General features: G+C 46.9%; 10 protein-coding genes. 3 read left to right on the top strand and 7 right to left on the bottom strand.

Annotated elements, in window-relative coordinates; genetic code table 11:
- Positions 1-160: 160 nt before the first annotated feature.
- From A4R26_RS07080 to A4R26_RS07050, 7 genes are read right to left on the bottom strand one after another with little or no spacing between them, the layout of a single operon-like run.
- Entirely contained in the window at positions 161-1,957 is a 1,797-nt protein-coding gene (locus tag A4R26_RS07080; protein ID WP_207625695.1) for a RagB/SusD family nutrient uptake outer membrane protein, read from the bottom strand.
- 17 nt (positions 1,958-1,974) lie between these two features.
- Entirely contained in the window at positions 1,975-5,190 is a 3,216-nt protein-coding gene (locus A4R26_RS07075) for a SusC/RagA family TonB-linked outer membrane protein (RefSeq protein ID WP_242674848.1), read from the bottom strand.
- Between the two features lie 6 nt (positions 5,191-5,196).
- On the bottom strand, positions 5,197-6,636 hold the full coding sequence (locus tag A4R26_RS07070) for a fasciclin domain-containing protein (protein ID WP_165760179.1): 1,440 nt from the start codon (positions 6,634-6,636) through the stop codon (positions 5,197-5,199).
- 50 nt (positions 6,637-6,686) lie between these two features.
- Positions 6,687-8,390: a fasciclin domain-containing protein gene (locus tag A4R26_RS07065; RefSeq protein WP_081162763.1), complete on the bottom strand. Its 1,704-nt coding sequence runs from the start codon at positions 8,388-8,390 to the stop codon at positions 6,687-6,689.
- Positions 8,391-8,404: 14 nt separating this feature from the next.
- Entirely contained in the window at positions 8,405-9,898 is a 1,494-nt protein-coding gene (locus A4R26_RS07060) for a RagB/SusD family nutrient uptake outer membrane protein (RefSeq protein ID WP_081162759.1), read from the bottom strand.
- Positions 9,899-9,957: 59 nt separating this feature from the next.
- Positions 9,958-13,248 carry a SusC/RagA family TonB-linked outer membrane protein gene (locus A4R26_RS07055; RefSeq protein ID WP_081162756.1) on the bottom strand — a complete coding sequence of 1,097 codons (3,291 nt, stop codon included), beginning with the start codon at positions 13,246-13,248 and terminating at the stop codon, positions 9,958-9,960.
- Between the two features lie 22 nt (positions 13,249-13,270).
- Positions 13,271-15,511, bottom strand: coding sequence for a fasciclin domain-containing protein (locus A4R26_RS07050; protein ID WP_081162754.1), 2,241 nt, complete (start codon positions 15,509-15,511; stop codon positions 13,271-13,273).
- Between the two features lie 616 nt (positions 15,512-16,127).
- Here A4R26_RS07050 and A4R26_RS07045 point away from each other — a divergent pair.
- The 3 genes from A4R26_RS07045 (at position 16,128) to A4R26_RS07035 (ending at position 22,191) form a co-directional block, all read left to right on the top strand.
- On the top strand, positions 16,128-19,343 hold the full coding sequence (locus tag A4R26_RS07045; RefSeq protein ID WP_081162751.1) for a SusC/RagA family TonB-linked outer membrane protein: 3,216 nt from the start codon (positions 16,128-16,130) through the stop codon (positions 19,341-19,343).
- Positions 19,344-19,362: 19 nt separating this feature from the next.
- On the top strand, positions 19,363-20,871 hold the full coding sequence (locus A4R26_RS07040) for a RagB/SusD family nutrient uptake outer membrane protein (RefSeq protein WP_081162748.1): 1,509 nt from the start codon (positions 19,363-19,365) through the stop codon (positions 20,869-20,871).
- 129 nt (positions 20,872-21,000) lie between these two features.
- Positions 21,001-22,191, top strand: a complete 1,191-nt coding sequence (locus A4R26_RS07035) for an oligogalacturonate lyase family protein (protein WP_081162744.1) — start codon at positions 21,001-21,003, stop codon at positions 22,189-22,191.
- The last annotated feature ends 156 nt before the right edge of the window (positions 22,192-22,347 follow it).

Here is a 22,347-nt window from a genome sequence, read left to right as displayed (position 1 = left end):
AGAGGTTGCAGTATTTTAAATGTCGCCATTCTCACATCATTACTGTTTGCAATTAAATGCTGATAGTCTGCAATAGCGGCAGATGGTATTATTGGGCAACTAAAAAAAGCCTCCCCGAAAGGAGGCCCTTTGTTTTAACGGGATAATTTAAGATAATTTATTATTGCCAGACAAAAGGCAGGTACCAGTCTTTTCTCATAAGTTTTGCCCTGGCCTGATCGGCATAAGCAGACGAGATACCTGATTTGATCAGTTTATTATATATTTTGTCAGCGATAAACGATGGGTCGTCGCGGCGCATCGCTACACGCAGGAGGTCGGGCCAGCGGGTGCCTTCAAACCCATTTTCCAAACCGCATTCATTTATTAGACCGGTTTCAATGGAAGTGAGGCTGTCGGCGCTATTCACCTCGTAATTCACCAGGTTAGCCCTTGCCCTGATGCCGATATTTCGGTACCAGTCGGACCGGTAATAGGGAACGCCGGTGCTGCCGCTGTTTCGGGCGTCGAAATTAAAGGGATACACATCCCATAAAGTATTTTGATAATCGGTTACGTTGCTGGTGGGTGCAGGATAAGCTCCGCCGATACCCGAATTAAACAAACCCCAGGCCAGGAGATAACGGCCGGCGCGGTTGGCTGCTTCTGCGAAACGAAGGTGCAGATGCGTTTGGCGGAACAGGAACCATTTACTGTCTTTTTGCAGCACAGTTATAGGTAAATTGGTACTGTTGTTAATATAGTTGTACAGGTACTTCATTACAACGGGCTGCCCGTTAATGAGTTTCCACGATAACTGGCCGCGTGCGTCATAAGGAATGCCGGGCGTGCCCTGTGCCGGGCGTTGCTGTTCATTGTTCCACATATCAATAGCCTCTTGGGACGGCTGCACCAGGTAACTACCGCCAATGGGCGAAAATATTTTAACAAAAGGATTTTCCGGTTTGAATTTATTGTCGAACGGAATGGCCCAAACCCATTCTCTTCTGAACCCTTCGGTGTTCATGGCCTGTTCAAACATGATGCGCCATTGCGAAGTGGTAACCAGCGTGGAAGCGTCGCCGGCACGGGAATAGGAAATATAATGGTCAATATCGCCGTTGCTGTCCCAACCCAGTTTGTACATTGAATAGTACGACCCGTTAACGGTTCCTACCGTACCGGTTTCCATTACCTGCCGGTACCAGCTGGCAGCCTGTATATAGTTGCCTTTCCAAAGGTGAAGGTCGCCCAACAGAAGTTTTTTGTTGATAAACCATTTAGCTGTGGGGTAGCCGTCTACCGTTACGTTCAGGTTGGTGCCGCCCGGATATTCGTCTTTGAAGGAAACGCCTTCAGTAAAACTGATCAAACTGTCGAGCAGCGTGTTGAACGGCAGGCGTGGGAATTTCGATGCATCGTTCACGTCGTTGATATTTGACAGCGCATCGGTAACATAAGGTATTTCACCATAATGGATGCCTAACTGCAGGTACAAAAACGAACGAATGAAGGCCACATCGGCATAGCGTTGCTGGTATTCGGCATCCTTCAATTTGTTTTCTGCACGCATGATGCTAAAATGCTTCAATACATCGTTGCAATTGATGATCACTTCGTAAAACGGACGGGGGGTGGCATAGGGATTAGTGGCAGTGACCGCATGGGTGTTTAATTGCCGCAGGTTTTCATCGGCGTTCAGCGTGCAATCGAGCATATCGGCCCGCAGTTCATTCAGCAATACATAACGTTCGGCCAGGCCAACAAATTTTCCATAGATCCCGATAACAGCGGCATCGGCATCGTACACGTTTCGATACATGTCGCTTTCATCCAGTTCGTCTTCCGGTTTTACATCCAGTACCTTTGAACATGAGGCCAGTCCTGCAATTGCAAAAACGGCCATTGCTATGGGCTTTATAATAAACATCTTCATGCTTGCAATTGTAGAGTATATGGTAAGTTTATTTTTTTTCATACTGCTTATTGTTGGGATTAAAGTCCAATACGAATGCCCACGGTAACGCTTCTGAACAATGGGTCAAGGCCGGTGTCGATACCCTGTACAAATAAGCTGGAGCCGGCGCTGAATTCCGGATCAAAGCCTTTGTATCTGGTTAACGTGAACAGGTTGGTGCCGCTGACATATACGGTAGCGTTATGTACCATGGCGTTTTTAACGGGAATGTAATATTGCAGTGAAACGCTCCGCAGGCGGAAGTAAGATCCATCTTCGATCCACCGGTTGCTGAACCGGCTGTTACCCATTGGGTCGCCCCAGTTTGCTCTTGGCGTATTGGTTACCTGCCCGTTGCTGCGCCACCTGTTATTCAGGCTGGTAAGCTGGTTCTCTACACCGTTTCCGGCTTCGAGCCGGTAACGGAGGTAATTGTATACATCATTTCCATGGCTGAAGGTGAACAGTGTATTCAATTCGAGTCGCTTCCAAATGATGCGGTTAGAAATGCCACCGGTAAATGCGGGGTTGGGATTGCCTATGACCTGGCGGTCGTTCTCATCAATAATCTGATTATTGTCCCTGTCGAGGAATATTATATCACCGCCGCTGAAGGAGCTATAGGTGCCATCATAGTTCTTCTTTTTTAAACCGGCTGCCGCCGCATCTGCATCGGTTGCGTATACTCCCTGTGCTACATATCCGTAGAACTGGTTGGCGGCCTGGCCATTGGCGGTTAAGATAGCGGCCCCGGCATAGTTGGTGATGAATTGTTCATTGGGTACAGAGCCGATCCTGTTCTTATACGTGCTTGCCACTACACCAAGATCCCATTTGAGGGCCGTTTTATTTAAAATACGGTAGTTGGCGCTTACTTCAATACCCGTGTTTTTCATGCTTCCATTATTGGTAAGAATGGTACTGAAACCCGTGGCGGTGCCCAGTTCTTCATATGTCAGCATGTTGGTTGTGCGCGACCGGAAAACATCTACGGTTATGCCGGCACGTTCGTTAAGGAATGCCACATCGATACCGGCATTTAGTTTATGCACGGTTTCCCATTGCAAAGCGGGGTTGGCAATGCCATTGCGCACAAGTCCCTGCATGCCCAGCAGGTTTTGCGAACTATAGGTTTTGCGGCTGGTATAATTACCGATATCATCGTTACCTGAAATGCCATATGTAGCACGAAGCTTTAACACGTTGATGGGAGAATGGGCCATAAAGTTTTCAGAAGAGATCAGCCACGCTGCGCCGATGGATGGCATTAATGCAAACGGATGACCGCTCAGTTTCATGCCCCCCGCAGCCTGTTTGCCAAAACGGGAGGATGCATCCATAGCCATATTAAAGCTCAGGAAATATTTGTCGTGGTAATTGTATTCGGCATTTACGTAGGTGTTGATCCAGTTCCACACACCGATACCACCGCCAACCTGACGCAATGCATTTACGCCGTTTTGCACATTTACGAGGTCGTCCGTGGCAGAGTTGAAACCAAGGGCATAATCCTGCTCAGCCCGGTTATGCTGAAAGCGGATCCCGGCCATAGCGGTAAATTTATGTGCCCCGGTAAAGTTCCGGTTGTATTCCAGCCGCGAATCGTTATATATGCTGAACAGGCGTTTTACCTGGGTTCCCAACCGGTTATCGGCTACTGCATTACTTAACGTGTCTTTGGCAGCACCTACAGAGGGCACAAAGATATTTTCGCGTATTTTATCAAATACCACGCCCATCATGGTGCTGGCAGTTAAATGAGCTGGCAGTTTGTACCTGAACCCTACCGTACCCATAAAGCGGTAATATTTGTTGTATGCCTTCATGTTTTTAATAATGGCGGCAGGGTTGCTTATTCCAAACGGATCGGTGTCGGCCAGGTTGGGGCTTTCAACGCCTTTACTGTCTACGTCATGATCGTGCAGGAAGGGCGATTTTACCAGGGACAGGAATACCGGGGCTGTTTTATCGGCCATGCCCTGGTCTTTCATATTCTGCTCATTGTAGGTGAGCGAAAGATTGGCAAAACCGGTGAACTTTTTGGTGAAGTTGAACTCGGCATTGAAACGCATGTTAAAGCGACTGAGATCGGTTTCGTTTATGATGCCCTGGTTTTTCATATAGCCAACGCTTAAACCGTACATGGCAATGTTATCACCTCCGGTCACTTTTAGAAAGTAGTTGTTGGCGAGGCTGTTTTGAAATACTTTTTTTTGCCAGTTCGTATTGAAATGGTACATGCTGTAGGTATCGGCCGACGGATCATCGTTCATATAGGGTAGAGCTGCTATCTGGCTGCTTGTTAAACCCCGGCTTTGCAAAAGTTCAGACAGGTATATCCGGTAGTCGGCGGCATTCATCACCGGCAGGGCTTCCGGCGCCTGGTTAATACCTGTATAGGCTGCAAAGTCAATCCTGGTGGCCTGTGATTTTGGGCGCGAGGTGGTAATAATGATAGCGCCATTAGCGCCTTTGGTTCCGTAGATGGAAGACGCATCGGGTAACACGGTAATGTTGTCTACATCTTTCAGGTCGATCAGGGAAAACGGATTCGTGTAATTGTTGGCGATTATGCTTTGCCCATATTCATTGGCATCAAACAGCAGGTTGTCGACCACGATCAATGGTTTGTTGGTTGCGTACAGCGAATTGTAACCACGCATGAACAAATTGGCACCGGCACCCTGCAAACCTGAACGGCGTACTACGTTCAGCCCGGCAACGCGGCCCTGCAGCAATGCATCGGCTGTTTCGGTTGGCAACGCCATACCATTTACATGGTGCGACGCTACAGATGCCGTAAGGTTTCTCTTTATTTGCAGACCGGTGGATGTATTGATAGTTTCATGTATTGATTCATGTGACTCATCGAGCAGGGCTACGGTTATTTCTTTTTTTCCCTGCAGGGGAACAAACCGGAGATCATATCCTTCACCGCTAATCTGTAAAGTGGAATTGTAGGAAGGTACCGGCAGGCTAAAGTTGCCGTTATCATCGGTTATGACTGCGGAAAAGTTTCCCACCTGTACCCTGATTCCGGGAGCGGGTTTTCCCGTAATGGCATCAGTGATCTTACCCGTTACTGTAACTCCTTTAACGGCGCGGGAGATTGTGATGGTGTCTTGGGTTTTTGTGTCGTCTTTTATGGCAGGGTCTTGCTGGGCCGCTGCTATGCCGGTAGCGCAAACAAACAGCGAAACAGGCAATAGGTATTTTACTTTTAGCATCGTTTTGATATATAGTTGCTTATTCATGTATCACTATTGAAAATTCGGTTCAAGCCTTATATAATCACATACCAGTGGATTGGCTGCAGCTGAGGTACTGGCTGCTCCAACCAGGTAAACGTTAAGCATGTTTCTAAACGTATCGATTGTAACGTCGCCTACATACATCTCACTATAAGTATTGGGAGGTACAGCTTTGTACGCAAGCGTAGTGGAAGTGGACGTATCGATTGCAAGCTTTTGGTTGAAAGAAGCGCTTTGAAAATCGTTCAATGCCACCCAGTAAGCTTTGTACTTCATACTTGGCACATTGAAAATGCGATAGTTTATGCTAAAGGAAGATACGCCGTGATTATATACCAAAACATCCCTGAAATCGAGTTGTGTAAGTGAGTTATAGCGGTCGCGGAAGTACGTGTTCCCTCTTTTATCAATGCTGGTGCCGTAATAGTCTTCGCCCTGGATCACAAACTGCTGTATTTTATTTTCCGGCGGAACCGCCATTTTCTTCATAATATATATTACGCCGTTGCTGGTTGTAATGGTTTGCACGATAGCCGATTTGTCGACAGGCACTTTTACATTCGACTTCGATACCAGGGTATCGGGAAGGGTAGCCTGGTTATAAGCACCCTCAAAAGCGAAGTCCTTTACAACATACCATTTGGCAAGGGAAGCAGTTGATAGTGAATCTGCCGATGTATAGTAAGGGCTGAACTTTACTGTTTCCGAGTTCCAGGCAGTATCTGCAAGTACAAAAAAAGTGTATTGCTTGCTTTCATCCGTTAAGTCATATACGCTTCGCCAGAACCTGTTGGTCATAACCGAGTCAGTGCCCGGTTGATACACAGGTTCGCCCGTAGTGGGGTTTACTCCGGTTTGTACCGCATTTGACGTATCATAGATCTTCATGAATAGCGATAACAGGTAATTTTTCTGTGCAGAAGGAATGGCACTGTTTGTGGTTAAGGCTTCCCAGCAGTTGTTCAGAGCCGGCAGCATTTTGTTTATGATATGGAACACGCCGTTTTTGGCCCGTTGATCGGGGCGTTTGATATCCGCGTTTTCGATTGTGGCGCCAAGTATATTATGGTATTTACCGTTTACCATAGCAATCCGTTGCGTGGCGGATGTGGCGCTGGTAAGGTAAGTTAGGAGGCCAATATGATTGCCTACAAACCTGCGTAATTGGGTTGTGTCATTTACGATAGCAGCATCGAGGTTGGCCAGTGCGGCATTATCGGGTGCATATACGGTATATGTTATTGAGGAAGAAAGCAGTTTATCATAGCCGCTTTTGGAAAGCAGTTCGGTAAAACGGCTGAGCGACGTATCAGCGCTTATTTGTTCAAACAGTGTACTGGTAAGCGCTTCGTCGGTAATGGCATTGTGATCGTCCCACTTTTTGCAGCCGGCCGGCCCCATGGAAGCAAGCGTGCCTGCAAAAAGAATTGTATATAAACTTTTACGCATTTTGTCATTTTTATAGTTCATGCTTGTCTGTTCTTTTGCTGCCGTTATTCCTATTGATAAGTTTTGGTGCCATCTGTTTTGAACTTCGGCCATACCTGGTTGTCATCAATGGGAATAAAATGGATCATATCGAGGAAGTTGTTGTTCTGGGTACCGGTCAGGTTCGTTATGCGAATGGTTTGGCGCTGGGTTGTTTTAAACTCATAGGTGCCTACGAGCCGGCCGGCGTAGTTGGAATCTGTATTGTAAGCCCTGACTTCAGTATATTGTTTCCAGCCGATCGCTTCCAGTTCGGCATCGCTGCCTTTTGGCCTGAGGTCGGTAAAGTTCATGGTTCGGGGCATCAGGTCGCCGTTCACCGATACCTGGCAAAGGTTATTAGAGCTGCTCGATTGTTTGCTGCGTGAGTAACACATCCATACTTTGTATTTGCCTTTTATGATAGCAGGTGTTGTCATTTCCCACCACGTTGGCCGGGCGGGCAAACCCAACGGCAACTGGTTCACATCGTTGTTCACAGCATATCTTGTTAAGCTGGAAGTGGTGCTGTAGCTATAGGTGAAGATATTTGTGCTTGCCAGTGAGCCCCAGCCCCACGTAATTTCTTTAAATGGCTCATCAGCTTCGCTTTGGCGCCGCCAGGTATAGCTTTGTTTTTGATAGTATGCCGGCAGTTTCAGAATTTCAGGGAAGGTTGATACATCCCAAAACACGGCTGTTGGTTTCCGGTACTTTACGGTAAAATGTGCTTTGGCATCGTGCCATACCCCGTTCGTTGCGGCATTATCGCTGACGGGCCGGTTGATGGTAACGCCGGTTTCAGTTACACCATTAAATTCTACCTGGTTAAGTACTACGTTTTGGTTTATGAGTTCTATAGAAATCACTTCCTGGGGCTCCAGCGTGGTATGAGAAGGAGCGTTAATGATATCGCCCAGGAATTTTACGCCGGTCAAAATATGATAGGCAACATACATGTGCAAACTGTCGTTGGTATTGGCGGCATTACCTGTATTATTGTACCGGTCTTTCAATTGGGCATAGTTGTTAATGCCGCTGTCGGCCAGGGCAGTGTTGCTTTCGGCCATTACGGTCATCCAGCGTTTGGTGGTGTCGGGGTCTACTGTATTCAGCAACGTATAAAACCCGGTTTCTTTAAGGGCCTCCACAAAGATCGTGTACTCGGGTTTGGCTTCCAGTTGTTGCGCAATGGTTAGTGTAGAGGGTTCCAGCACCCTGTTCAGCTGATGGATATAACCATTCCCTACTTTTATATTTGATTGCGTTACCAGCGACTGGCGGTTAATGGTATAGCTCGAGCTGCCGCCTTCGTTCGATACACCGGTTACCAGAAACTGTCCGAACATAGTGGGTACTGGCAGTTTGCCGTCTTTAAAGGAGGCGGTAGTAATGGTATCGGTTAACAGGTGAAATTTTACCATGTCTTTCAGCTTGTTCAAATCGGCCGCTTCCACGCTGGCGGCGCCTATCTTGGCAAGCCATGTTTTTACGCCGCTATTGGTAGGTGCGAAACAGGTGTACGCACCATAGGCGTTTAAAAAGTCTGATGTTTCGGTACGGTCGAGTATTTGTTTGAAAAGGGAGAATGAGTCGGAATACTTTTCCAGGTATCCTGTAATGTTCACATCGCTTGTGGTGCCGGGGCTATAATCCACTTTTTTGCAACCGAAGATGGCAAGTGCCGCAATCATCAACCCGCAAACAAGCAACTGCAAAATGTCTTTATTGTTCATGGTAATAAGGTTAGTTATTTATAAAAGGGGTTTTGCTCAAGTAGTTTATTGGCTTGCATTTCGGAGAGATTGATTGGCATGTAATGCGAGTTGTTGTCTTTTAACTTGTTAATTGCAGCCTGTTGCCTGTCTTGCGGTATGCTGATGACAGCCATATCTATCAGGTATTGTATGTTTTGATAATTATTTCGTTTGGCGTTGCGCAGCACATCGAACCAGCGTTTACCTTCAAACGCGAATTCGCGCTGGCGTTCCTGTAAAATGAACTTTTCCATCGCCGACTGGCTATTGGGGTTAGGGGTGCCGTTGAAGTCGAAGGCGTGCGCCCGGGTTCTGATCAAATTTACCAGGTCGGCTGCCTGTTGCGGATCGTTCAACTGGTTAACGGCTTCAGCTTTCATTAAAATAATGTCGGCATAACGGTAAAATATCCAGTGCGCATACGATTGTCCTGCTGAGCGAAGGCTGCTGGCTGCGCTGTTGGCGCCAATATATTTCCAGATGGTAAGATCACTGGCTCGAAGGGCGTTGCCTTCTCCCCGAAGGTCGACGAGGGGAATGGCGTTAACCTGGTCTACGCCGAAAACGTCTTCCATCAGGTTCGATGCCGCTCCCCAGCGGCGGGTAGAGGCCAGGTGCATATTGTAAAACGGATTCAATTTTTGCGCGTCGAACTGCAGTTCGAAAATGCCTTCGTTCGAATTGCCTTTATAATGCAGCTCATTGAACAGGTCGAAGTCGCCGCCGATAAGCCCGAATTTACCGGAGTTGATCACCTTATCGCATTCGGTTACGCATTCGGTGTATTTATCCAACCAAAGGTACACATCGGCAAGGATGGTGTTGGCTGTGTATCTGGTTACCCGGCCTTTATCTGTATTTTTATCTCCATAGGTAGTGGGCAGTTGGTTTTCTGCTTCTTTCAGGTCGGCAACAACCTGCAGTAAAACACTGTCGCCCGATGTTTTGGGCATTGGGGCTATATCTTCATCGCTGGTGGTGGCGGCCAGTTTCAGCGGTACATCCCTGAACACGCGTACCAGGTAAAAATACATGAGTGCTCTTATGGTGCGTGCTTCACCCAGCGCTCTGTTCAAATGTGCCTGTGTGAAGGTGTTGTCGTTCTTCATAACACCAGGCGCCAGATCGATTACCGTATTGCAATAATTGATAGTTTGATATAACGAGCTCCACCTGCAGTAAGCGTTGGTGGGAAGGATGTTCAGGTTTATGATGTCGTATTCTGAAGCATTGGTGGCTACGCCGGGAGAAACCATATCGGTTCTTGCCTCCCCCCATATGAAAAAGTACTCGCTTAATGACAAGTCGGAGTTGCTTCCCAGCATGGAAGCGTAGATTCCGGTAACGGCGGCGTCTACCTGTTCTTTTGTTTTCCAGTAATCGTCCCGCACGAGGCCGTTCTGCGGTTTAAGCGAAAGCCATTTTTTGCACGATACTGCTCCTGCCAGTATCATCAGCAAAAAAGCGTATGTCGTTATTTTCTTCATTATTAATGCAATCGTTTATGATCAGTTTTATTATTTCTTACTTGCAATCAAGCCATTGTTTAAAACCCTGCCACGAGGCCAATGGTGAATACCCTGCTGGGAGGTGTCATGCTGTCATCGAAGGCTAAACGAAAAGGATCAGATCCGGAGGCGCTGACCTCGGGGTCCTGGCCGGTGTATTTGGTAATGGTAAACAGGTTTTCGGCCGTTATATAAGCGCTCAGGCTTTTCATTTTGAATTTCGACAATAGTTTATTATCTACCGTATACCGGGCTGTTACGGTACGAAAGCGAAGGAAGGAAGCATCTTCAACATAGCGGTCGCTGCCCAGCCAGTTGTAGCCGCCGCCGATCAATGCGCGTGGAATATCGGTTACATCGCCTTCCTTTCGCCAGCGGCGAAGTGTGGCGGTGCTTTGGTTATCGAAGTAATACATGTTTGTAGTGTTCATTTTGGTACGGTTGATAACATCAAAGTCATATCTGAAGCTGAAGAAAGTTGAGATCTTGAGCTTGTTCTTCCAGGTAACGGAAGGGCCGAAGCCGCCGGTTAATTTCGGATTGCTGTTACCAAGATAAACCACGTCCATGTAGTTGATGTTGCCGTCTTTGTTCACATCTTCATACATGGCATCGCCGGGCTGAAAGATGTAGTCGATATTGGGATAGTTAAAGCGCATGTAAATAGTTTGACCGTTAGGGCCGATAATGGGTTTGCCATTGGTACCCTGTGCCAGGGTGGCGTTTCTATCGGTATAAACACCTTTGAATTTATATCCATAGAATGAGCCGAAAGGATGATCGGGTTGTATCAGGCGCAGGTAGTCGCCCTGCCTGGTAACATCGCCTTTACTGTTGGGATAGTATTCAGATAATGAACGAATGATATTATCGTTGTGCGCTACATTCAGGTCGAACGAAACGCTCCAGTCTTTGCTCTTGTAGGGGGTTGTCCAAAGTGCCAGCTCCCAGCCCTGGTTGTCCATAGTACCAATATTCATATTCACACTGCTGTAACCGGTAAATGAAGCGATAGCCAGGCCGTTCATATAAAGGTCTTTGGTTCTGTTACGGTATACCTCGGCATCTATACGTATGCGGCCGCCGAACATAGATAGGTTAGCGCCGATATTGGTACCATTGATGGTTTGCCATTTCAGGTTTTTCAATTCCATGCTGGCAGGATATACTGCGCTTTGGCCGAGATAGCCCCAGTTATAAGTTGAATAGTTACTGTAGAATGTATAATCGTATTTAGGGGCCACACCGCTTTGCCCATAACTGGCACGGAAGCTCAGATCGTCGATCTGCTTTACGCTGCTGAGGAAGTTCTCGCCCGAAACGCGCCAGCGAAATGAAACGGATGGGAACAAACCATAGCGATAATTGGGGCCAAACCGCGAGTTGCCATCGCCTCGTAATGCGGCATTGATCATGTATTTGTCTTTATAACCGTATTGCGCATCTGCTACGGCGCCGATGGTGCGGGTTTGCGTTGTGCCGGAATAAGACAACAGGTCTGAATTCTGCGTTCTGGAATCAATGGAAGGGTCAACCAATAATGAAGAAGCGGTGTTGGAAGTAACAGATTCCTGGTTAACTACTTTTTGATCCTGTGTAAACGTGGTAAATGAACTGATGAAACTGTGGTCGGTATTTTTGAATTGAGGCGTAAAGGCCAGTTGTATTTTGGTGTTCACAACAAACTGGTCCATATCGCCGTCGTACGCCCTGTTCACCACGGTTTCGGTACTGTTACGGCCGGTAGCGATCTGTGGCAGAAAGCTGTTGTTTTTGGTATTGTTGATATCGAACTGTACATCGAACGAGGTTCTGAGCACCGACTTAATGATATCGTAGTTCACCTGGAAACGCGGCATCACCCGGTCGCTGAGCACACCGTATTTTGCCTGCGTTGCCATAGCCACGGGATTATAAATGCGGCTATATGTTCCCTGCACATTTGAGAAAGGAGAGAAATAGTTGGGCGTAAGATTTCCCTGCTCATCATATTCAAACACGCTCTGGTTAGGCATCTTCGCGTATGCTACCGCGCGTATACCGCTTTCGGCGTTGCTGGCGTTGCTGCCCAGGTAACTTCTGTCCTGGTCGCTGTGTGTGTAGGAAATACTGGTGAATATTTTGATCTTTTCAGAAATGTTATAGTCGAGATTGATGCGGGAAGTCAGTCTTTTGAAACCTGTTCCAAGGGTAACCCCGGTTTGGTTAAAATAATCAACCGAAGCATAATAGCGGGCCTTTTCACCACCGCCCACCATACTCAGGGCATGGTTCTGTAATGTACCAGTTTGCGTTAGTGCATCTATCCAGTTGGTATTATTGCTGTAGTTATTGTACCAGTAAGGATCATTGGGATCGTAATTGAACTCACGTACCGAAGTGGGAAGAGGCGACCCTATGCGGTTCATAAAACCTTCAGGAATTAAAGTTGAATACTGGTTGCCATTTAACAACGGAATGGCTTTTGGTATTTTCGAAACCGATCCTTTGAAGGTGTAGGTAATGCTTGGTTTGCCTACGGAACCGCGTTTGGTGGTAATGAGCAATACGCCGTTGGCGGCACGTGAACCCCACATGGCGGTAGCGGCGGCATCTTTTAATACGGTGATCTCTTTAATGTCGGCCGGTGAAATGTTCAATAATTGTGCATAGCCCTGTTCATCGGCAGATCCAAAGTTAAAGTCGCTGGGAATTTCCGTTTCGATGGGCATACCATCCACAACAATTAAGGGGTTACCGCTGCTGCTGATGGTAGAAACGCCCCGAATACGGATATTCATGGCTGCACCCGGGTCGCCACTGCTGGCGGTAATATCAACACCGGCTAAACGGCCCTGCAGTGCCTGGTCGATACTGGCGGCCTGCATCTCTTCCATTTCCTTTGCACTTATTTTGGAAGCAGCCAGGGTGGAGTTGCGCTCGCTAACCCCCAATATACCGTTGTCGGTTTTGCGACCGGCCACTACTATTACTTCTCCCATATCGCTTGAGCCGTCTTCCAGTTGAAAGTTAATATTGGTACGGCTGCCGATGCTTTGCGATGTGGTTTTAAAACCTATATACGAAACAGCGAGTTTATGTTTTGGGTTGGTTATCCGCAGCACAAAATTGCCTTCAACGTCGGTGGAAGTGCCTTTTATGATCCTTCCATCCGCATCCACCTCCGTTACGGAGGCGCCCAGGATGGGTTCTTTTTTCTTTTTATCGATCACCTTTCCCTTTACCACAACTTTACTTTCTCCGTTTCCGGCATGCTGCGCGGTTGTATTCAACGCTGCCAAAACGACAAACATCAGTATGCAGGTAATCGTTTTATAAAATTTCAACATAGCAATCGGTATTACAGGTGGGTTATTCGGTATATTTTAAATAGTTGTCGGTTAAGTGGAACACACAGCGGTTACTCAGGTAATTACTATTGCCCTGGATCACATTCGCCATTCGATTGTTCATATCTGTTAAGATCATGGCATTGATTGTGTTGTTGTTCACGAAGATCTTGGTGGCGTCGCCGGCGTTGGTTTTAAAGAGTGTTTCGTACGAACCACTTTCCATACCGTTGGTTGCTACGGATTTTTTGTTCAGGATATGATAGTAGATGAATTTTTCTACCTGGAATTTTTCAGCGGGATCAACCGGTTTGAAGTTGGGCACCTTGTTGGGAGCCGTACCCGTACCTGGTAATAAACCATCATTTACCGCCTGCACAATGGCGGCATTGTTGGGAATAAAGAATGTATAAAATACTCCTGATGCCACGTTTACTATATCACCTGATGAAGCGTTATAACCTGACCAGTTTTTGAAATACTGCCAAAAGTTGTAATACGCTGAGCCGGCGGCAGAGGTGCCGCCCAGTTTCTCAAGGTGCCTTGAAACCGGCGTTTCGCTGAAATCAAGAATGCGATCTATATAGTGTACGGTGCCATTTTTTGCCGTTTTGGTAGCAATTACATTGGCCACATTGCCTGCATCCACGTTTCCGGCTGCATACACGGTTTGGTTTTCGTAGCGGATAAATTCACCGCCGTACGAACCCAGCACGCCCGAACCGGTTACATTGGTTACATCCGTTCCGGGAACTACATGCAGGTTCAGTACTCGTAACAAGCGCACCAGGGCAGAAGAACCGGTAATACTGGCTCCGCCGCCCGGTGGCGTATAGCGCCATTGATAGTTGATGTTGTTGTCGACAGTGGGGTCGGCGTAATAACCGGCCGCATTCAACACGCTATTGCTTACCAGGAACAGGGTAAACTGCTGCTTTACATTCGAAACCACATATTTCAGCTCCTGGTTCAGCAGGCTCGTCATCATAGAGTATTCCGGATCGAGGTACGCTTTACCATACACACTGCTGAATACATTCGCTTCCTGAACCTTACTGGTACCGTAAAAAATACCATTGCTCAGTATTTTTTTGTCAACTACATCGGAAGCCGGATCAAAGCGTGCTTCTTCGCCCTGGAAATTATAGGTAGTGCTGAATTTGGTTGGCCATACTGCCGTTTGGAACATATGTGCATTTATAAAGTCGTTGATGATGTTTAACGGCAGGTCGCTTACCTGATTGTAGTGTTCAAGCAATACGTTGTTGATGTAATGCTGCAGCGCTGTGTTCGTGGGAACAAACATTGTATAGGTGTTCCATTGACCGTCGTTATCCTGAGTTTTCAAAAAGTTTTCGTTGTTTGGCGAATAGGCCAGGCTGTTGCTGAACACTTTCGTGTAAACGGAAGCGTTGCTGCCGTGTACGTTATTATAATTGGTAGTAACGGTTGCGTTGAGTGCATACTGGATCAGAAATTTATCGAAAAGCGCCCTGAACTCGGTGTACTCAGGCCGGCCGGCCAGGTACTGGTCGATACTGGGCAGGGCGGTGATAACTTTGTTTACAACATGGATCACCCCGTTTTCTGCAGCAATGTCTTTTTCAACAACCGCAGCATCAACGACGTTGAAACCGGTATAAGTGGAGGATGGATAAAAATAGTTGTAATCGGCTGCGGTAAGACCTTTAGCCGTCATGAAATTAGTTACAAAATACGGGATGTATTTATTGTTGTTATCCGCATCGACGTAAAAAGTGGTTCCATTGTTATTTCTGTTGCTGGCGATTAATTTAATAAGGTGCCCTGAAGTATCGGCCCCGTCATAAACGCCTGTGTAGTAAGCTGTGCGTCTTTTAAAGGCGCTATTTGCCAGCCAGCCGGTAGACCCCTGCCCATCACCAATACGCTCCAGCTTAAAAGCGTTATACACGAGGCAGTAGGTAACTATTTTGCGACAGGCTGCGCTGTCGAGCTGATCTGTTCCGCTGAGGTTGTTTTCTTTGAAATACACCTGGAACGCAGAATCGGTAGGCGCGAAAAAAGTCCAGTAACCAGCAGCGCCCAACGTGTTCCTGTAACCGGCTTTATCGATACAGGCAAGCAGGTTTTTAAAATTTCCACGGGCTTCAAGTTGCTGGTAAATGGGAGCTTCTAAATTGTCGGGTCTGCCGTAATATTCGTCCCATTCTTTTTTACGGCAGTTGACCAGTAATAAACACGAAATAACAATTAAAATAATTGGTTGTAAGGATTTACCCATGGCAAGAGATTGTTTAGTCTATATATGAAAGCCAGATGCAGACGAATACCATCCAGGTACCCGGCTTAGGGGCTAATGAGCGATTGTTATAAATGCTGGTGGAGTTCCCGTAAAAGAAATCGGATATGAAAATGAAGGAAAAGCGTGGGCAATAGCTATCACGGCCGAGGTGATAGCTGTAGTTATAAAGTACAGCATGGCAAGTCAGTTTCGTTTTGGTTATTTAGCAGTAACTGGTATAAAATTAAAATTTCACGAGTTAAAACTGTCCTGAAGCATCCCGTATGGATGTTTATTCTACGCAATCGTTCCCGGAAATGTTAACATGACATTTAACGGATAGAAGTCCATCTTGAAATCGCTCAGCTGCAAGTGAAGGCGGGGTGTTGAATGATGGATTATATTATGAAAAGCGACAGCGATCCAAATCACGGTTTGCAATAAAAGCGTTTTGCCCAAAGGCGCTTTGACGCTTCTAAAAAAAGGGAAATGTTCGCGTTTATCCGTCTATGCAACTGCTAATTCAATTTAGGCAGGATAGATCAGGACGAATGTTGTAATGGGTGATCCTAATTTTAACCACATCAGACGATTGTTAACTATTTAAATAGTTCATATGAGAATTGTGCAACTTCCGTCAAAGGGTATTTTGTTAATACCAGTATTTCTTCTCTTCACATTTTTTCAGGCAAGATCACAAAACGAAGCCTCAACCGTAACTGTAACCGGAAAGATCACTGATGAAAAAGGCAATGCAGTGCCCGGTGCTACCGTGCAGGTAAAAGGCACGGCAAGGAATGCCAGTGCCAGTGAAGATGGTTCCTTTACCATTAATGTAGTTACAGGAAAGGAAACCTTGGTTGTTTCTTCCGTTGGTTTCAGCACGAAGGAATTTCCGTTGAACGGGCAAACCAGTATAACCATTCAGCTCACCGATGCAAAGAACAACACGCTCGATGATGTAGTGGTGATCGGTTATGGTACGCAAAAGAAAAGGAACCTCACCGCAGCAACGGCATCGTTCGATGCCAGCAAACTCGACGAGCGGCCTGTAACGAGAGTAGATCAGGCGCTCGTAGGCCAGATGGCCGGTGTTGCCGTTAAACAAACCAGCGGTGCGCTGGGCAAAGGCTTTAGCGTTCAGGTGCGCGGAACCGGTTCCATAACAGCAGGTAATGAGCCGCTGTATGTAATTGACGGTTTTCCGCTGGCTACCGCTTCGCCGAATACCGCAGGTAATTATGCCAACGGTAATCCGCTCGATAACATCAATCCGAACGATATCGAAAACATCCAGGTTTTGAAAGATGCAGCGGCCGCAGCTATTTATGGTTCACGCGCGGCCAACGGGGTGGTGCTCATTACCACCAAACGTGGTAAAACAGGTAAAGCAAAGATCGATGTGAACAGTTATGTTGGTTATAGCGAACGTACCAGAAAACTCGATATGCTGAGCCCTGCGGAGTGGATGGACCGTTTCACTGAAATGGTGAATGCCAGGTATGTGGCAGACTATGGCGCGCAGGGCGCCACGGCCAATGACGATAACACCAAACGGCGGCAAATATTGAAACTGGGCGCCAATGCATACAACACCACCTATATGACCGACGAGCGGTGGACGCAACCTGGTTACCCGGGTTTGCGCCTGATCGACTGGCAGGATGAGATCTTCCGTAAAGGGTTGATGCAAAATCACCAGATCTCGGCCAGCGGCGGCAATGACTTTGTTCGATATTATGTATCGGGCAACTTTACCCGGCAGGAAGGAATGGTGATCAATACCGATTTCACCAGCTATTCGGCACGCGCCAACGTAGAGGTGAACGCAAACAAAAAACTGAAGTTCGGACTGAATATCTCTCCCACGTATTCAATAATTAACGACCCCGGTGTGGAAGGAAAGGACAACATCCTGCACCAGGCGTTAAGTATGAGCCCCGTACAGGAAGATTCCATGGGCCTGGAGCCGAATGTGGGAATGAATGGCCAGTACCGGTGGAGCACTTCAACCAACAGCCCATATGCCAAATTGAAATACATACTGGGTGAAACCAGGCGTTTCCGTACGCTAACTACCGTGTATGGCGAATACCAGATCATTCCGGGCATGACGTTCAAAACAACGCTTAACCTCGATAATATCGATAACGACAGCAAAAGCTATACGCCTTACAAAGTGGCCAGTACCCTGGCTACGCGGCTGGCGCAGGGCACGCTGCAGTCGAACGGATCGTTCAATGGCTATAAAAAGCAAACCTTTGTAAACGAGAACACCATCTCCTATAATAAGACCATCGACCGGCATGATATTTCTGCTGTAGCAGGTTTTACCTATAATTCAGAAAAGCTCGATAACCAGCAGATCAGATCGAACGGCGGGTTCAGGAATGATGTAATTACGTTAAATGCGGCTAACGGCTATACCAGTACAACCACTGAAACGAGGAACATACTGCTGTCGTACCTGGCGCGCGTGCAATATGCTTTCGATGGTAAATATATGTTCGCTGCCAGTATTCGCCGCGATGGATCGAGCCGGTTTGGCGCCAATAACAAATGGGGCTGGTTCCCGAGCGCTTCGGTAGGCTGGCGGGTGTCGGAAGAAAATTTCATGCGGAACATTTCTTTTATCAACGACCTGAAACTTCGCGCAAGCTGGGGTAAAGCAGGTAACTATCAGATTCCTGACTACTCAACCATTTCTGCATTATCTGCATACAATTATTCATTCAATGGCGCTTATGTTATTGGCCAGGCCAATGGAAATCTTCCCAACCCCAACCTTACGTGGGAAAAATCGGAAACCTATGATGCGGGCATCGATGTAACAGTGTTAAACAACCGACTTAATGCATCATTCGATATTTATACAAGAAAGAGTACCGGCCTGTTGTTGAACGTGCCCATTCCCTGGGTAACAGGTTTTAGTACCTACCTCGATAATTTAGGAGCCACGCGCAACAAGGGCTGGGAGATAGAGCTTTCTTCGCGGAATATTACAAAAGGGCCATTGCAGTGGACCACTTCATTTAACCTGAGCCACAATACCAATAAAGTGTTGTCGTTGGCACCGGGGCAGTCGCAGATCATTATACCAACCGCTTTTGGCGGTGCGCAACACTCTATTTTGCGTGTAGGCGATCCGCTCTACAGCATTTACGTTGTTAAACAAACCGGCATTCTTACCCAGGATGATATCAATAAGAACGTGGCTACTTACGGACCTCAAACCGTTGGTGATCCCAAATATGAAGATTTCACGCCCGATGGTACCATTGACCTTAACGACCGCCAGATCGTAGCGCATCCCAATCCCGATTACGTGTATGGCATGACCAATACCGTGAGGTACAAAGGATTTGATTTTAGCGTATTGGTACAGGGCCAGCGCGGGGGATCGATCTATTCTTTATTAGGCCGTGCATTGGGCAGAACAGGACAGGGTACGGTTGATAATGCGCTGGGCTTTTTCCGCGATCGCTGGCGTTCACCCGGTAACCCGGGCGCCGGTAAAGTAGGGAAGGCTTATTCCACCTTCGGCCAGATCGCCAATACCGACTGGTTGTATTCATCAGATTACATCCGCGTTCGAATGATCAGCCTCGGTTATGATCTCAACCGCGTAATAAAAGCAAAAAAAATAATGCAGTCGGCCCGCGTATATATCACCGCTGAAAACTTCTTTGGCCACGATAAATACAAAGGCGGCATGAACCCCGAAGCAAACAATACTGACCTGAGTGGTAATGACCTGTTTCCCGAGCCAGGCGATTATGGCGGATTGCCTTTGCCAAAATCATTGATCCTGGGTGTAAACATTACTTTTTAATTCAGATAATTGAGTCTATATGAAAAAAATAGCTGGTTATTCATTGATCGCTGTCGTTGGGTTGTTGAGTGCCTGTGACAAAAAGCTCGATCAAAACCCTATTTCATCGCAAGCCACCGAAACTTTTTATGTTAGCCGGAATGATTTTATACAGGGCGTAAATGCCGCATACAATGGGTTAAGAACATGGCCCGACAGAATGCTGAACCTGTCGGAAACCCGGTCGGATAATTTATACGCCGTTTCGGATGGCGGTGTGCGTGAATGGGAGGGCATCAACAGTTTTCATAAAACGATTGCCGGTAATGCGTACGTAACCGAAGCATGGTCTGGTAACTATACCGGCATTTTCAAAGCCAACCAGTTACTGGAGAACTTAAGTCTTAAGGGCGCAGCCGTTATTACCGATGCAGGGTTGCGCACCCGGCTGGAAGCGGAAGCCCGTTTCCTTCGTGCTTTTTATTATTTCGACCTGGTAAGATGGTTTGGCCGTGTGCCTGTTATCGAGCGATCGGTTACTCCCGCCGAAGCATTGCAAATTGGCAGAAGCCCTGTAACCGATGTGTATAACCTGATCATTTCCGACCTGCAGTTTGCTGCCGCCAGTTTACCCGAAGCTTATGCTGCAGCGGCCGATAAAGGAAGAGCTACCAGGTATGCTGCCAAAGGAATTCTGGCCCTGGTGTATATGACCCGTTCGGGCCCAACCTATGATATCAAAGGACCGGGTTTGGGATTGAACGAATGGGACAAGGCGCTCACCCTGCTCGATGAGATCATCAACAGCAAGAAGTACACTTTCGCAACAAAATACGCAGACATTTTTGACTACGATAAAGAAAACAATGCGGAAGTGATTTTTGATGTGCAGTATAATACAGGTTCAACCCCGGTAGTAGGCAGTACATTTCCCTGGTTGCTTGTGCCTGATACCTGGTTTCAGTCGCAGGGCAAGGCAACACAGGGCGGTTTAACCATCAGGCCCATTTCGAACAACCTGTTGAATTCTTATGAAAGCGCAGATACATTACGCAAGCCCTTAACTATACAAACCGGGTATACGAACAACGGTGTTACCGAAACCCGGTCGTTCTTTAAAAAGTATGTGAACCTTACCAGGGTGCCTAACAACCGGCTCGACTGGCCTATTAATTTTATCGCCTTGCGATACACAGATGTCTTAATGCTGAAAGCGGAATGCATTCTCCATGGCGCCACCGGAACGCAGGCAGAAGTGGATGCCATCGTTAACCAGGTACGGAAGCGTGCCGGGATGGAAGATCCCGTGTCAAACATAACGTTACCACAATTAATGGAAGAAAGAAGAAAAGAGTTTGCGGCTGAAGGAACCCGCTGGCATGATCTTGTGCGCAGCGGTTTGGTAGAAACCGTTATGACAAACTGGATCACGCAGGAAGATGTTGGTAAAGTGATGCAACCTTTTCAAAAGAATTACATCTTATATCCAATACCACAATCGGAACTGGATGTAAAACCGGGCTTATACGAACAGAACCTGGGATATTAAGCGACCTTACCGGATGTTGTAAATGATGATCGGGTAGTTTGATACATTTGGTCAATTAAGATAAGAAAGTCCGGAAGACCTTACAACTGTTGTATTTTTCTTCCGGGCTTTTTGTTAAACAGCTTCTATATGAAAAAACATTTTTTGTCAATCCTGTTATTGACATCAGTTGCAGCCACTGCACAACCGGTACTTGAAACCGGTTCGCAAAAGCCCATGCCCCACACCTGGATCGATGCTTCTACCAAACATACCATTGTACGGCTATCGAACAAAACAGGCAGGAACGCCAGTTTTTATTTTCATAACAATCCGTTCGTAGGCAATAAGATGGTTTTCTACAGTACTGATAGTACGAACGGCCGGCAATTATATACCGTTGACCTCAATACCCGGAAAATAGAACAGCTTACGCACCAGGGGGCGCCAATGAACGGCGAGATCGTAAGCGCAAAAGGACATAATGTTTATTACCAGATCAAAGACAGTGTTTTTGTAACCAATATCGATACCAAAAGAACAAGCCTGGTTTTTGTATTCCCTGCCGGTTTCAAAGCAAACATCACCACGGTGAATGCCAATGAAACTTTACTGGCCGGCGCCCGCAGTACCGATGCAGAAAAAGAGATCTTCAGGCAGAACCCTGCGAAGCACGATTACTTTCAAAAGATCTACGAGGCCCGTTTGCCCCGTACCCTGTTTGTTATCGACATCGATAGCAGGCAATTAAAACCATTGTTTACCGACAGCGCCTGGTTGAACCATGTACAGTTCTCTTCAACCGATCCCAACCTGTTGATGTTTTGTCATGAAGGGCCCTGGCACAAGGTAAACCGTATATGGACCGTCGATGTGCGTAATGCCAGCAAAGAGAATGCAAAGCTGATGCACAAACGCAGCATGGATATGGAAATTGCCGGTCACGAGTGGTTTGCACCCGATGGCAAAACCATCTGGTTCGATCTGCAGCAACCCCGCGGCAGTACATTTTACGTAGCCGGGGTAAACGTAAAAACGCTGCAGGAAAAGAAGTACCAGCTGCAACGCAATGAATGGAGCATTCATTTTAACACAACACCCGATGAAAAATTGTTCGCCGGTGATGGCGGCGATCCCGGCCAGGTTGCCAAAGCGCCTGACGGGCGATGGATCTATTTGTTCAGGCCGGAAGGCGACCATTTTAAATCGGAGAAACTGGTGAACATGCAACATCATAATTATAAACTGGAACCCAATGTGCATTTTTCTCCCGATGGAAAGTGGGTCATCTTCAGGGCGAATTTTGAAGGAGTAGAGCAGGTGTATGCGGTGAAGATTTAAGTTGATAGCGGTTATAGAGTTGAAAAGTTGATAAAAGGGGATAAGGTTATTCAGTTTTAAGTTCTTTGTTCATAGTTCTTAGTTCTTAGTTCTTTTGCCCGGCAGCGGGAGGCGCCGTTTCATGATTTACGATAAAGGATCACAGAAGTGGATCGT

Origin of the sequence: Niastella populi, assembly GCF_002078015.1 — a bacterium.
GTDB lineage: Bacteria > Bacteroidota > Bacteroidia > Chitinophagales > Chitinophagaceae > Niastella > Niastella populi.
The sequence above is the reverse complement of the archived record's forward strand: the minus strand, read 5'-3'. Positions and strand labels throughout refer to the sequence as shown.

What these genes read in the sequence shown, in the direction of transcription:
- A4R26_RS07065 (WP_081162763.1), bottom strand. Translation starts at nt 8,390, where the DNA reads ATGAACAATAAAGACATTTTGCAGTTGCTTGTTTGCGGGTTGATGATT.
- A4R26_RS07075 (WP_242674848.1), bottom strand. Translation starts at nt 5,190, where the DNA reads ATGAATAAGCAACTATATATCAAAACGATGCTAAAAGTAAAATACCTA.
- A4R26_RS07050 (WP_081162754.1), bottom strand. Translation starts at nt 15,511, where the DNA reads ATGGGTAAATCCTTACAACCAATTATTTTAATTGTTATTTCGTGTTTA.
- A4R26_RS07045 (WP_081162751.1), top strand. Translation starts at nt 16,128, where the DNA reads ATGAGAATTGTGCAACTTCCGTCAAAGGGTATTTTGTTAATACCAGTA.
- A4R26_RS07070 (WP_165760179.1), bottom strand. Translation starts at nt 6,636, where the DNA reads ATGCGTAAAAGTTTATATACAATTCTTTTTGCAGGCACGCTTGCTTCC.
- A4R26_RS07055 (WP_081162756.1), bottom strand. Translation starts at nt 13,248, where the DNA reads ATGTTGAAATTTTATAAAACGATTACCTGCATACTGATGTTTGTCGTT.
- A4R26_RS07080 (WP_207625695.1), bottom strand. Translation starts at nt 1,957, where the DNA reads ATGAAAAAAAATAAACTTACCATATACTCTACAATTGCAAGCATGAAG.
- A4R26_RS07060 (WP_081162759.1), bottom strand. Translation starts at nt 9,898, where the DNA reads ATGAAGAAAATAACGACATACGCTTTTTTGCTGATGATACTGGCAGGA.
- A4R26_RS07035 (WP_081162744.1), top strand. Translation starts at nt 21,001, where the DNA reads ATGAAAAAACATTTTTTGTCAATCCTGTTATTGACATCAGTTGCAGCC.
- A4R26_RS07040 (WP_081162748.1), top strand. Translation starts at nt 19,363, where the DNA reads ATGAAAAAAATAGCTGGTTATTCATTGATCGCTGTCGTTGGGTTGTTG.